Origin of the sequence: Thalassotalea sp. Y01 (genome assembly GCF_012932945.1) — a bacterium.
Classification (GTDB): domain Bacteria; phylum Pseudomonadota; class Gammaproteobacteria; order Enterobacterales; family Alteromonadaceae; genus Thalassotalea_A.
The window spans coordinates 12,805-26,195 of record NZ_JABBXG010000014.1; the positions used below are offsets into that span (position 1 = coordinate 12,805).

Sequence of the window (13,391 nt, forward strand, 5' to 3'; positions counted from 1 at the left end):
AATGGAAAAAGGAATAAATATAATGAAAACGACAACTTATTCAGCAAAATTGCTTTTTGTCGCCTTACTGTCACTGTTTCTTAGCGCCTGTGATGTCGACAGCGAAGTAGATTCTGGTGAAGTTTTACTGACCTGTGATGTACCTCAGGTACCTAACGCAGATTACAGCGCTTGTGTTGATCCAGAGCCGATTCAGTGTCCGGCACCAACGGTACCGGATGCGCTAAACGAAGAATGTGTTGTGGGTGTTGACCCTGACGCGCCATTGCCAGTGTACTTCCCAGCGGAAAACGAAGCGATTATTTACTATAACCGCAGTGCGTTGGGCGCGACCAATGAAGCGGGTGACCCATCTTATGATGGCTACCGTCTGCACACTTGGAACAGTGATTTTTGTGACGCATACGCGCCACCACACGACACCAGTGACTGGGCAAACGGTCATCAAATTAGCGGAATCGATCCAACTTACGGTGCTTATTGGGTATTAAACCTTAAAGATGGTTACAGCGATTGCGGTAACTTCATCATCCACGTTGGTACCGACGATGCGGGTAAAGCGATGGGGAGTGGCGATTTCCAAATGCCATTACATCAAGATGACGAAACCTATACTCGCATGAACTTTACCTTTGATGGTGTGCCGTCGGTATTTGAATACCCTGTGGTTAGCCTAGGTAAGCAACCGGTGAAAGCGAAAGACTTTGCCGCGCATTGGTTAGATGCCAATACCCTGGTTTGGAATATCGACAACCCATTAGCCGATACAATTACCAGTGTTAAATTGCATCATTCAGCCAATGCTGGCATCGAAGCCGATGAAAACGACATGTTTAATGGTGAAACCATTGAGCTAAGCGCTATTGCATTAGATGATGATCAACGTGCTATATCACCACGTGTTGCTGATTGGTCAGCGTATATGGGTGACTGGAGCGTTGCCGATGCAAAACAAGTGGTTAAAGGCCAATTAGTTGTGGTTGGTTACGACGCCGATGGTGCGACAGTTGCTGCCAGTAACGTGCAAGCTGATAAAGTATTAGATGCGCTATATACCGCTGCTGAAAACGACGCTGATGAAGCGATGTTAGGTGCGTATTACAGCGATGGCATGATTAACGTCGCGCTTTGGGCACCAACCGCACAGCAGGTTACGTTGAAGGTGTTTGACGCCGCCAAAATGGAAATCGGCAGCTACCCGATGAGCGAGAACACTGACTCAGGTGTTTGGTCGTACAGTGCTGACATGGCACACGATAGAGCCTTTTATCAGTTTGAAGTGATGGTTTATCATCCGCAAAATCAACAAATAGAAACTTTATTGGTGACCGACCCGTATTCAGTGGGCTTATCGACCAATGGCGATTACTCGCAATTTGTTAATCTAGCCGATGCCGATTTAATGCCTGAAGGCTGGAACGAACACCTCATTCCGGAAGTGGTTGATGCCGAAGATGCGGTAATCTATGAAGCGCATATCCGTGACTTTAGCGCCATGGATGAAACCGTATCAACCGAAAACCGCGGTAAATACCTGGCCTTTACAGAGTCAGAGTCTGCGCCAGTTATGCACTTAAAATCGCTTGCTGACAGTGGCTTAACCCACTTACATTTATTGCCAGCAAACGATATTGCCTCAATCAATGAAGACAGCGACAGCATAGTTAATATCAACGATACCGTTGGTAAACTATGTGAGATGAAATCAGACGCTCCGGTTTGTGGTGTTGAAGATGACAACGCCACGCTGTTATCTGTATTGCAAGGTTACAGTCCGTACACTAACGACGCGGCGAAGCTAATCGACATATTACGTGAGTTCGATAGTTTTAACTGGGGCTACGATCCAAAGCATTTTAATGTACCTGATGGTGTATACGCCAGCGACAGCGATGGTGCAGCACGTATTTTAGAAATGCGTTCGATGATCAAATCGGTACACGATTTGGGATTACGTGTGGTGCTAGATGTGGTCTATAACCACACCAACTCAGCCGGTCTGTGGGACAACTCAGTATTAGATAAGATCGTCCCGGGTTATTATCACAGCCGTGATTTGATGTCCGGTGCAGTTGTGCAATCAACCTGTTGTAACGATACCGCGCTTGAACATCGCATGATGGACAAGTTGATGGTCGACTCACTATTGGTGTGGACCGAGCATTATAAATATGACGGTTTCCGTTTTGACATCATGAGCCATGGTTCAAAACAACAAATGCTTAGCGCCCGTGACGCGGTTCGCGCCATTGACGCCGACAACTATTTCTATGGTGAAGGCTGGCAAAAAGACGATCGTGGTTTTCAGCAAGCTGAGCAATTTGCCATGGCTGGCACCGAAATTTCGACCTTTAACGATCGTATCCGTGAAGGTATCCGTACCGGTGAGATTTTCTCTAACAAAGCAGGCGAAGATGGCCCATTCATCAAGCAAGACATCGTTAAGCTTGGTATGGCCGGTTCACTTGCCGACTATGTATTGAAAAGCTACAACGGTGTTGATGCAACAGGCAGTGCTTATAGCCCATCGATGTATGCCTTAGATCCAGCCGATGTGGTCAACTACATCTCAAAACACGATAACGAATCGTTGTGGGATCAATTGCAATTTGTGTTGCCATTCACCATGAGCATGGACGAACGTGTGCGAGCGCAAAATGTATCGCAATCGATAGTTATGTTGTCGCAAGGTGTACCATTCTTACAAATGGGCGGCGACATGTTGCGCTCTAAATCACTAGATCGTAATACCTACGATGCCGGTGATTGGTATAACCGCGTTGACTTTTCAATGACCAGCAATAACTTCAATATGGGTTTACCTCTTGATAAAGGTGGTCGTGATGACGATACATTAGTCGCGTTGGCGGCAAACCCTATGGCGCACGTTGGCTATGATGAAATCAGCTTTGCCAGCAATGTGTTTCAAGAGTTTTTGCAAATTCGTCAATCGTCTAAGCTGTTCCGTTTAACCAGCGCTGAAGACATTGTTAACCGTGTTGGTTTTCACAATATCGGTAAGCGTCAAACCCAAGGTTTGATTGTCATGAGTATTGATGACGGTACCGGTTTAGCCGATATCGATGCCATGCATGACGCCATTGTTGTTGTGGTTAACACCTCAGATATGGAGCTATCACACACGGTTAGCACCGCATCTGGCTTTAGTTTGCACCCTGTGCAACAAGCATCAGTTGATGCCACAGTGGCCAGCGCCAGCTTTAGTGAAGGAGAAGGTGAAGGTACCTTTACTGTTCCAGCATTGAGCACAGCGGTATTTGTTAAAGCGCAAGGCGAAGCACAAGGTGCGGGTCTATCAGCATTTGCAACAGCAGGTGCGCCAGATGTCGTGCCATTTGGTGATACTACGGTATTACTGCGCGGTGACATGAATGGCTGGGGTGAAAGCGATGCCCTTAACTACGTAGGTAATGGTGTTTATCAAGTAAGCGTTGATTTAGCCGCTGGTGAGTACTACTTCAAGATAGCCTCGGCTGACTGGTCAACAGTAAACATGGGTGCTAACGCCGGCGAAGGTGAAGTACTAATTGACGTAGATGAAGCCTTAGTACAAGGCAGCAACGATAACTTCGTTATCAACATCAGCGAAGAGTCGACCTACATCTTCGAAGTTGACGCTAGCAACCTTAACGCACCAATTCTTAATGTGCGCCATGAAAACCCATTCCACGGCACCACAGTGTTTGTGCGTGGCGACATGAACGGCTGGAGCGAAGACAACCCACTAGTTTACATTGGCGATGGTAAGTTTGCCGCCACCATTACCGTGAGTGTAGGTACTCTTAACTTCAAGATTGCCTCAGGTGATTGGTCAACGGTTAACATGGGCGCGCCTTTTGATGATACTGAAGTGCTTGAGCGTGAAGAGCAATTACTTGTACCAGGCTCTAACGACAACCTTAATATGACCTTCGCTGAAGGCGATTACACCTTTATCTTTGATGCCTCGAATACTGCTGAGCCAACGCTTACGGTATACAGCGCCAAGATGTTTGGTGACACCACGGTATTTATTCGTGGTGGCATGAACGGTTGGGGTGAAACCGATGCGTTAACCTATCAAGGTGATAGCGTCTACAGTGCCACCATTGCATTGGATGCGACAAGCTACGAGTTTAAAGTTGCTTCAGCTGACTGGTCAACGGTAAACCTTGGTGCAACCTCTGGTGATGACGCTGAAGTGATGGTAGCAGTCGATGAAGCCTTGGTTCAAGACTCGCAGTCTAACTTCACCATTAACGTTGAAGAAGCCGGTGACTACCTGTTCACAGTAACAGGTCCAGACCCACTAAATTCAACCTTAACGGTTACCAAAGTAATGTAACTCTTTTTCAAGGGGTCAGACCCCTTGAAAATACGTTCTCCCTGTTAAAGCGCCTTATTCCCTGGAATAAAGCGCTTTTTTTTGCACAGGGACGTGTTAATCCTCCTGAGCCATGGATAGTAGATAGGGAGGGTTTTGTACAAGGATGTTCTTATACTCGGAAGGCAAGGACAGCTTGAGAAGGTGTATGGTTACTAGATGTATTTATCCATACAAGCCATTGATGATGGATAGAAAAGGAATGACTGAATGGAATACAATGCCGTTATTCAGGGTTCAAGTGATCTGACCCCTTGAAAAAGGTTAAGCGATGTGCTGTTTTTAACCAGTTTAGCGCAGGGTAATTACTTATACTGGGGCAAAGTCAGTGATAAGGACCAATTAATGGGCCAAGTAACCTATATAGAGCCGTGCGGTACCGTGCACGAAGTCAATGTTGAAAATGGCAAGAGCCTACTTGATGCTGCGTTTGATAATGAAATTTACGCGATGCCGGGTGTCTGTGGCGGTGATGCGGCGTGCGCTACCTGTCATTGTGTGGTTGAGCAAGAGTGGTTCGATAAACTTGATGAAATGAGCGAAGATGAATACTACATGCTGCAATCGCAAGCTGAAGAAGAGGTCACCGCAACGTCTCGCCTTGCCTGCCAAATAAAGATGCGTGATGAACTCGACGGCATTATCTTAATGATTGCGGCGGGGAATTAAAACGAGTTTGCACTCGCGATAAGTTTTTCTCATTGTAATTAACCATAAATAATAAAAAAGGCGCCTATTGGCGCCTTTTTTCAATGAAGTAATTACTTACTTCCTATGTTTGTTCGCTTCCTGGATAACACGTAATTGCGCTACCGCTCTGGCTAGCTCTGCAGCAACTTCTGCGTAATCTACGTCAGCAGATGCGCTTGCAATGTGCTCTTCAGCACGACGCTTGGCTTCTAAAGCAGCTTGTTCGTCTAGGTCGCCACCACGCATAGCCACATCGGCTAAAACGGTAACTGAACCTGGTTGAACTTCCAACATACCGCCTGAAAGGTAAATTACCTCTTCGGTGCCATGTTGTTTAACAATACGCGCCATACCTGGTTTAAGTGCTGTTAGTAAAGGTGCGTGACCAGGCATAATACCTAGCTCACCTTCGCTACCAGAAATTTGTAATGATTCAATGCGACCAGAGAATAAGCTCTCTTCTGCACTTACTACATCCAAATGTGTGGTCATGGCTGACATATTAGTCTCCTGTGCCTACTTTAGGCCAAATTACATGCTTTTCGCTTTTTCAGCAGCTTCTTCGATTGAACCAACCATGTAGAACGCTTGTTCTGGTAGGTCATCGTAGTCACCCGCTAGGATGCCTTTGAAGCCTGAAATAGTGTCTTTAAGAGAAACGTACTTACCTGGAGAACCAGTGAATACCTCAGCAACGAAGAATGGCTGAGATAAGAAACGTTCAACTTTACGTGCACGGGCAACAGTTTGCTTATCTTCTTCAGAAAGCTCGTCCATACCCAAGATAGCGATGATATCTTTAAGCTCTTTGTAACGTTGTAGAGTAGACTGTACGCCACGTGCTACATCGTAGTGCTCATTACCAACAACTAGTGGGTCAAGCTGACGAGAAGTAGAATCTAGTGGATCGATTGCAGGGTAGATACCTTGCGCAGCGATGTCACGAGAAAGTACAACAGTTGCATCCAAGTGAGCGAAAGTAGTCGCTGGACTAGGGTCAGTCAAGTCATCCGCAGGTACATATACCGCTTGGATTGACGTGATTGAACCAGTCTTAGTTGACGTAATACGCTCCTGTAGAACACCCATCTCTTCTGCAAGAGTTGGCTGGTAACCTACCGCTGATGGCATACGACCTAGAAGTGCCGATACCTCAGTACCCGCTAGGGTATAACGGTAAATATTATCTACGAAGAAAAGTACGTCACGACCTTCGTCACGGAATTTCTCAGCCATAGTAAGACCAGTCATCGCTACACGAAGACGGTTTCCTGGAGGCTCGTTCATCTGACCGTAAACTAGCGCTACTTTATCAAGTACGTTAGATTCGCTCATTTCATGGTAGAAATCGTTACCTTCACGAGTACGCTCACCAACACCAGCGAATACTGAGTAACCACTGTGCTCGATTGCGATGTTACGGATAAGTTCCATCATGTTAACGGTTTTACCAACACCAGCACCACCGAATAGACCAACTTTACCACCCTTAGCGAATGGACATACAAGGTCGATTACTTTGATACCAGTTTCTAGTAATTCGTTTGAAGCCGCTTGCTCTTCATATGAAGGAGCTTCACGGTGAATCGTCCAGCGCTCGTCAGTTGCGATATCGCCAGCTTCATCAATCGGCGAACCCAATACATCCATGATACGACCAAGAGTCGCAGTACCAACTGGTACCTGGATAGGGTTGCCACTATTTTCTACATTCAGACCACGACGCAAACCGTCAGATGAACCCATAGCGATAGTACGTACTACGCCACCGCCAAGCTGTTGTTGTACTTCAAGTACACGACCAGCTAGGTCACCTTCAGTGATGTTTAATGCGTCATATACCTGAGGTACAGCATTTTGTGGAAACTCAACGTCCACAACTGCGCCAATTACTGACACTATTTTACCTGCACTCATGTTTATTCCTCTAAACTTAAATTAATCTCTTTACCTATACCGCAGCAGCACCAGCAACGATTTCACCCAATTCTTGAGTAATCGCCGCTTGACGCGCCTTGTTGTATACCAATTGTAAATCGTCGATTAGGCTACCAGCATTATCTGTAGCAGCTTTCATCGCGACCATACGAGCAGCTTGCTCAGACGCTAGGTTTTCAACCACGCCTTGGTACACTTGAGATTCGATATAACGAACCAGTAATTGATCAAGCAATGCTTGAGCATCTGGTTCGTATATGTAATCCCAACGATGTGCGATAGTGTCATCTTCTGACTTAGGTAAAGGTAACAATTGATCGATTGTCGGCTTCTGGCTCATTGTGTTTTCAAACTTGTTGTACACAACGAACAATCTGTCGATTTCACCGTTGTCATAGGCATCCAACATAACCTTAACTGAACCGATTAAATCAGTTACAGAAGGGTTGTCGCCTAAACCGGATTTTTGTGCTGTAACGTTAGCGCCAAAGCTACCAAAGAATGCTGCGGCTTTAGAACCGATTAATGCAAACTCAACTTCAGCGCCTTGTTCTTGCCATTTGGCAGAGTCTTTTAAGACCTGTTTGAACAAGTTAACGTTTAGACCACCACAAAGACCGCGGTCGGTAGAAATTACGATATAGCCTACACGCTTAGCATCACGCGCTTCCATATATGGATGGCGATATTCTAAGTTACCAAGCGCGATGTGACCGATCACGTTTCTGATTTTTTCAGCGTAAGGACGAGTAGCTGCCATCGTATCTTGCGTTTTACGCATTTTAGATGCAGCAACCATTTCCATTGCGCTGGTGATCTTCTGTGTATTTTTTACACTTCCGATCTTGTCTTTAATTTCTTTACCGACGGCCATGACTATTGTCTCCGAAAACTGTTAATTACCAGGTTTGAGTCGACTTGAACGTGTCAAGCATCTTCGCTAAACCTGCTTCGATATCTTTATCGTAGTTACCAGTTTCGTTGATGGTAGCCATTAGCTCAGCATGTTCGTTGTTAGCGTAGCTAAGTAGAGCTGCTTCAAAATCACCAATCTTGCTGATTTCGATGTCAGTTAAATAACCTTTTTCCGCTGAGAACAATGAAACAGACGTTTCAGCCACTGAAAGTGGGCTGTATTGTTTTTGCTTCATTAGTTCGGTAACACGCTGACCATGCTCAAGTTGTGCACGAGTTGCGTCATCAAGATCTGATGCGAACTGAGCGAACGCTGCTAATTCTGCGTATTGAGCAAGTGCTAGACGAATACCACCACCAAGCTTCTTGATGATCTTAGTTTGAGCTGCACCACCAACACGTGATACCGAGATACCTGCGTTTACAGCAGGACGGATACCAGCGTTGAATAGGTTAGACTCAAGGAAGATCTGACCATCGGTGATTGAAATTACGTTTGTAGGAACGAACGCAGATACATCACCAGCTTGTGTTTCGATGATAGGAAGAGCAGTTAGTGAACCTGTCTTACCTTTTACTTCACCGTTAGTGAACTTCTCTACATACTCTTCGTTTACACGAGCAGCACGCTCTAGTAGACGCGAGTGAAGATAGAAAACATCACCAGGGTATGCTTCACGACCTGGCGGTCGACGAAGTAGAAGTGAGATTTGACGGTAAGCAACAGCTTGCTTAGACAAATCATCATATATGATTAGGGCATCTTCACCGCGGTCGCGGAAGTATTCACCCATAGTACAACCAGAATATGGTGCTAGGTATTGTAGTGCAGCAGCTTCAGAAGCTGAGGCAACAACAACGATAGTGTTTTCAAGTGCACCGTGCTCTTCTAGAGAACGTACTACGTTAGCAACAGTTGATGCTTTTTGACCAACAGCTACGTAGATTGACTTGATACCAGTATCTTTCTGGTTGATGATTGCATCAAGTGCGATCGCAGATTTACCAACCTGACGGTCACCGATGATTAGCTCACGCTGACCACGACCGATTGGAATCATTGAGTCAATTGACTTGATACCAGTTTGAACTGGTTGGTCAACAGACTTACGGTCGATAACACCAGGCGCTACCACTTCAACAGGAGAGAAACCATCGTTATCGATAGGACCCTTACCGTCAATTGGCTCACCAAGAGTGTTAACAACACGGCCTAATAGACCGCGACCTACTGGTACTTCTAATATACGGCCAGTACCTTTTACTTTTACGCCTTCAGCAAGATCCGCGTAAGGACCCATTACTACCGCACCTACCGAATCACGGTCAAGGTTTAACGCGATAGCATAACGGTTGCCAGGAAGTTCGATCATCTCACCTTGCATTACATCTGCAAGGCCGTGAATGCGAATGATACCGTCTGTTACAGAAACGATGGTACCTTCGTTACGAGCTTCACTAACAACGTCAAATTGATCAATACGATTTTTGATCAACTCAGCGATTTCAGTGGAATTCAATTGCATGCTCATTTCCCCGATTAGGATTGCATTGTGTTAGCCAAACGATCCAGTTTACCACGAACCGAACCATCAATTACCATATCACCAGCCTTGATAATAAGGCCTGACACGACGTTGGCATCAACTGTGCAATTTAGCTTAACTTTACGAGCCAAACGCTTTTCAAGCGCGGCGCTTAATGTAGTTACTTGTTCTGCGCTAAGTTCTACCGCAGACGCCACATCTACAGATACCTCTTGCTCAAATTCTGCTTTTAATTCAGCGAATTGAGCAACTACCTGTGGTAGCACCAACAAACGTCCGTTTTCAGCCATTACTTTAATAAAGTTTTGACCTTTGTCGTTTAGCTGTTCGCCACAAACGTTTAGGAACAGGTCAGTTGCCTGGTCCACACCCATACCACCAGATAAGTAGGTAGTGATGGTTTCGTTTTGGCTTACTTCAGATGCAAATACTAGCATCTCTAACCAAGCATCAACTGCTTGAGCTTCAACGGCAAAATCGAACGCTGCTTTAGCGTAAGGACGAGCAATTGTAGTCAATTCAGACATAGCTCAATCCTCTCTTAAAGTTCAGCAACTAGTTTGTCTAAGATGTCGCTGTGCGCAGCGGCATCGATAGAGCGTTCAAGAATTTTCTCTGCACCTGCAACAGCAAGAGTAGCTACTTGTTGACGTAGCTCTTCGCGTGCACGGTTACGCTCTGATTCTATTTCTGCTTGACCTGAAGTGATGATTTTATCACGTTCAGCTTGGGCTTTCTCAGCAGCTTCATCCATCATTTGAGCTTCACGTTTTTTCGCAGCGTCGATGATTTCAGCAGCTTGAGCTTTTGCTTCTTTAAGTTGTGCTGCAGCTTTCTCTTGAGCAAGCTCAAGGTCTTTTGCAGCACGGTCAGAAGCAGCTAGGCCATCAGCAATAGTCTTTTGACGGTCTTCGATAGCAGCCATAATTGGCGGCCATACGAATTTCATACAAAAGATAACAAATACGATAAATGCAATTGATTCACCGATTAAGGTAGCATTCATGTTCATATTCGTCTCTCCTATTATCTAATTAATTCGCAAGGGTTAAGTGTTGTCTTATGCACCAACAGCGAATAGTAGATATAGACCGATACCAACACCGATCATAGCGATCGCATCGATTAGACCAGCAACGATGAACATTTTTACTTGAAGCTGTGGAGCTAGTTCAGGTTGACGAGCAGCAGATTCTAGGAACTTGCCACCTAGTAGACCGAAACCAATCGCAGTACCTAGTGCACCCATACCGATTAGTAGAGCAACAGCAATATATAACATGTGTATCTCCAGTTATTTTATAGTTAGTTAAAGTTAAAAATTAAAAATTTAAGTATTTAATAAAATTAAATTTGTTTTCTGAGCATCCCTGCTCTTTTTACCCTTCGGGTTGGCTCCTAAACCTTAAGAGCCGTTTATAAAATCCGTTTTTATTCGTATGTCAGGCTTCCTGCCTTACCCCCCGAAGGGGTCGAATACGTTTAACTAATCAGTCGAGATTAGTATTCGAAGCATCCATGCTCCTCACCCCGTTGGGGCTCGCTATCCTAGCGGTGTTAATTTGTTCCCGACTAATTAATGATCTTCATGCGCCAAGCTCAAGTACACGATAGTCAACATCATGAAAATGAACGCTTGAAGAGGAATTACTAATAAGTGGAACGCTGCCCACAAGAAGTGAACTGGCAATTGGAACAAACCAATTGTGGCGATCAAGATGAAGATCAGCTCACCGGCATATAGGTTACCGAACAAACGCAGTGCCAGTGATACTGGACGAGCGATTAGGGTAACGGATTCCAGAATGAAGTTAACTGGAATGAATGCCCAATGGTTAAATGGTTGTAAAGTAAGTTCTTTAGCGAAGCCACCGAAACCTTTAATTTTGATTGAGTAGAAAATGATTAAGGCAAATACACCAATAGATAATGCAAATGTCATGTTCATATCTGTGGTAGGTACCGATTTGATGTAAACATCATGTGGGTCCATACCAAAACCGTACTGGCCAATTAAACCCGCAATCGTAGGAATCCAGTCAACGGGTACCCAGTCCATCGCGTTCATTAGGAGAACCCATACGAAGATGGTCAATGAAAGTGGGGCAATCAGTGCATTTTTACCATGGAAAGTTTCTTTGACGCTCGAGTCGACAAAGCCAATTACCATTTCTACGGCACATTGAAGTTTACCAGGAACGCCTGTTGTTGCCTTTTTAGCAACTGAGCGAAAAGTGAGTAGAAATATCAAACCAAGAACAATTGACCAACCCAATGTGTCAACATGCAAGGTCCAAAAACCTGCATCAGCACATGCTTTGTTAAAAGCAACGCCACTGTCTGTCATACACATTTGCGCGTTCGTCAAATGGTGATTGATATAAGAGCCTGTATCTGCAGCCATCTTCTATCCTAATTATTGTTGGTTAAAGTTAAAAATTTTATAAACCACGGCTGTCAAAAACGGTGCAACCATGGTCAAGGAAAATGTCACAAAAAATGGTAACAGCGCTAAATCGAGAAATTTAAAACACAATGCAAATAAAATTGCTGTTAACACCATTTTCAGTTTTACGCCTGAGTAAAACGAGTCGACGACCTGTTTTGCTTGGCGTGCTCCGGCATATCTAAATGCCTTAAGAGCAAATACAAAATTAGGGATAATACTCACTGCACCACCGGCCATTGCCGCGTAAGCAGGAGAAAATCCCCAATTAAAATAAACTGTTATCGTACTTAGGAGCGTTACTATCAACTGTATAAACAATTGTGTAAATGCGTATTTTTTACCCGGTTTTGTTAAAATATTAGTCACCGGTAACTCCCAAGAAACTGCACACAAAAGCTACACTTTTTAGCTATTGATTTTTTTATAGTCAAACGCGTGCGCAAGTATACTGATTTACAGCATTTTTGCAACTTTTCCCGCTATTCCTTTTGCACAATTTAGCGAATTTAAAATAAGCGTAAATGGCTTGTTAAATTTACGGTGACCGGTTGTTTGATTAGCTTTTAAACAACTATTTTATCTTCGACAAAATACCATCAAGCTCAGCTAAAGAGGCGTAAGATATAACCATTTGCCCTTTGCCTTTTTTGTTGTGCTTGATAGCGACCGGTGATCCGATACGCTCCGCTAAACTTTCTTCAAGTTTTATGGTGTCAGGGTCTTTAACCATTGTCGGTTTTTCAACCTCTGGTTGTTGGACTTTTTTCACCAGTTTTTCGGTATCGCGAACCGTTAATTCTTTCGCGGCAACCGTGCGAGCGGTAGTCGTTTGTAAATCACCATCGAGGGCGAGTAGGGCGCGAGCGTGGCCCATTTCAATATCGCCATTTTCAAGGAAGGTTTTAACCTCGCTATTGAGGCTATTTAGACGAAGTAGATTGGTTACTGTGGTGCGAGACTTACCAACAGCGCTAGCTACTTCTTGATGGGTGAGTTCAAATTCGTGTAACAGGCGTTCTAAGGCGACGGCTTCTTCCATCGCATTAAGATCTTCACGTTGGATGTTTTCAATAAGGGCGATAGCGACCGCCGACTCATCTGGTACATCCTTAATCAAACACGGAACCATATCGATTTCTGCCAATTGGGCAGCGCGCCAACGGCGTTCACCGGCGATGATTTCGTATTTGTCTTGAGCAACCGGGCGAACCACGATTGGCTGAATAATACCTTGCGCTTTGATTGAACTCGATAATTCTTCTAAAGCGTCTTCGGACATATCTTTACGCGGCTGATACTTACCAGGCTGTAAAGATTCAATTGGCAGTTTTTGTAAATCGCTTTGCTCAGCTACAACCTCGACACCGTCATTCGCTGACTCTGGTTGTTTTCTAGGTGCTGCTGTTAGCAGGGCATCTAAACCTCTACCCAAACCACGACGTTTTGAACTGCTCATTGTTATCCTTTA

Annotated in this window: 12 protein-coding genes; 2 read left to right on the forward strand and 10 right to left on the reverse strand. The window is 44.7% G+C overall.

Features of this window, described 5'->3' with window-relative positions:
• The first annotated feature begins 22 nt into the window (after positions 1-22).
• Both pulA and HII16_RS15900 read left to right on the forward strand, forming a co-directional pair.
• Entirely contained in the window at positions 23-4,345 is a 4,323-nt protein-coding gene (gene pulA / locus HII16_RS15895; RefSeq protein ID WP_169131719.1) for a pullulanase-type alpha-1,6-glucosidase, read from the forward strand.
• 312 nt (positions 4,346-4,657) lie between these two features.
• The gene (locus HII16_RS15900; protein ID WP_169131721.1) at positions 4,658-5,053 is read left to right on the forward strand and encodes a 2Fe-2S iron-sulfur cluster-binding protein; all 396 of its coding nucleotides are present in this window, start codon (positions 4,658-4,660) and stop codon (positions 5,051-5,053) included.
• A gap of 96 nt (positions 5,054-5,149) precedes the next feature.
• Here the strand turns inward: HII16_RS15900 and HII16_RS15905 are convergent, their stop codons facing one another.
• From HII16_RS15905 to HII16_RS15950, 10 genes are all read right to left on the reverse strand, one after another.
• Positions 5,150-5,575: a F0F1 ATP synthase subunit epsilon gene (locus tag HII16_RS15905; protein WP_135438661.1), complete on the reverse strand. Its 426-nt coding sequence runs from the start codon at positions 5,573-5,575 to the stop codon at positions 5,150-5,152.
• 30 nt (positions 5,576-5,605) lie between these two features.
• The gene (gene atpD / locus HII16_RS15910) at positions 5,606-6,991 is read right to left on the reverse strand and encodes a F0F1 ATP synthase subunit beta (protein ID WP_169131723.1); all 1,386 of its coding nucleotides are present in this window, start codon (positions 6,989-6,991) and stop codon (positions 5,606-5,608) included.
• A 34-nt stretch (positions 6,992-7,025) separates the two neighbouring features.
• On the reverse strand, positions 7,026-7,886 hold the full coding sequence (gene atpG, locus HII16_RS15915) for a F0F1 ATP synthase subunit gamma (protein WP_135438663.1): 861 nt from the start codon (positions 7,884-7,886) through the stop codon (positions 7,026-7,028).
• A 25-nt stretch (positions 7,887-7,911) separates the two neighbouring features.
• The gene (atpA, locus tag HII16_RS15920; RefSeq protein ID WP_169131725.1) at positions 7,912-9,453 is read right to left on the reverse strand and encodes a F0F1 ATP synthase subunit alpha; all 1,542 of its coding nucleotides are present in this window, start codon (positions 9,451-9,453) and stop codon (positions 7,912-7,914) included.
• A 14-nt stretch (positions 9,454-9,467) separates the two neighbouring features.
• Positions 9,468-10,001 carry a F0F1 ATP synthase subunit delta gene (gene atpH, locus HII16_RS15925; protein ID WP_169131727.1) on the reverse strand — a complete coding sequence of 178 codons (534 nt, stop codon included), beginning with the start codon at positions 9,999-10,001 and terminating at the stop codon, positions 9,468-9,470.
• A gap of 14 nt (positions 10,002-10,015) precedes the next feature.
• The gene (gene atpF / locus HII16_RS15930; RefSeq protein WP_135438666.1) at positions 10,016-10,486 is read right to left on the reverse strand and encodes a F0F1 ATP synthase subunit B; all 471 of its coding nucleotides are present in this window, start codon (positions 10,484-10,486) and stop codon (positions 10,016-10,018) included.
• 48 nt (positions 10,487-10,534) lie between these two features.
• Positions 10,535-10,756, reverse strand: coding sequence for a F0F1 ATP synthase subunit C (gene atpE / locus HII16_RS15935; protein WP_135438667.1), 222 nt, complete (start codon positions 10,754-10,756; stop codon positions 10,535-10,537).
• A gap of 294 nt (positions 10,757-11,050) precedes the next feature.
• Complete coding sequence (gene atpB / locus HII16_RS15940) at positions 11,051-11,878, reverse strand: F0F1 ATP synthase subunit A (RefSeq protein WP_169131729.1); 828 nt, start codon at positions 11,876-11,878, stop codon at positions 11,051-11,053.
• A 12-nt stretch (positions 11,879-11,890) separates the two neighbouring features.
• Positions 11,891-12,289, reverse strand: a complete 399-nt coding sequence (locus tag HII16_RS15945; RefSeq protein WP_169131731.1) for an ATP synthase subunit I — start codon at positions 12,287-12,289, stop codon at positions 11,891-11,893.
• A 205-nt stretch (positions 12,290-12,494) separates the two neighbouring features.
• Positions 12,495-13,379: a ParB/RepB/Spo0J family partition protein gene (locus HII16_RS15950; RefSeq protein WP_169131733.1), complete on the reverse strand. Its 885-nt coding sequence runs from the start codon at positions 13,377-13,379 to the stop codon at positions 12,495-12,497.
• Positions 13,380-13,391: the final 12 nt, after the last annotated feature.

Bases quoted from the DNA above. Each gene is read 5' to 3' on its own strand.
- pulA (WP_169131719.1), top strand. From the start codon at position 23: ATGAAAACGACAACTTATTCAGCAAAATTGCTTTTTGTCGCCTTACTG.
- HII16_RS15905 (WP_135438661.1), bottom strand. From the start codon at position 5,575: ATGTCAGCCATGACCACACATTTGGATGTAGTAAGTGCAGAAGAGAGC.
- atpD (WP_169131723.1), bottom strand. From the start codon at position 6,991: ATGAGTGCAGGTAAAATAGTGTCAGTAATTGGCGCAGTTGTGGACGTT.
- atpG (WP_135438663.1), bottom strand. From the start codon at position 7,886: ATGGCCGTCGGTAAAGAAATTAAAGACAAGATCGGAAGTGTAAAAAAT.
- atpA (WP_169131725.1), bottom strand. From the start codon at position 9,453: ATGCAATTGAATTCCACTGAAATCGCTGAGTTGATCAAAAATCGTATT.
- atpH (WP_169131727.1), bottom strand. From the start codon at position 10,001: ATGTCTGAATTGACTACAATTGCTCGTCCTTACGCTAAAGCAGCGTTC.
- atpF (WP_135438666.1), bottom strand. From the start codon at position 10,486: ATGAACATGAATGCTACCTTAATCGGTGAATCAATTGCATTTATCGTA.
- atpE (WP_135438667.1), bottom strand. From the start codon at position 10,756: ATGTTATATATTGCTGTTGCTCTACTAATCGGTATGGGTGCACTAGGT.
- atpB (WP_169131729.1), bottom strand. From the start codon at position 11,878: ATGGCTGCAGATACAGGCTCTTATATCAATCACCATTTGACGAACGCG.
- HII16_RS15950 (WP_169131733.1), bottom strand. From the start codon at position 13,379: ATGAGCAGTTCAAAACGTCGTGGTTTGGGTAGAGGTTTAGATGCCCTG.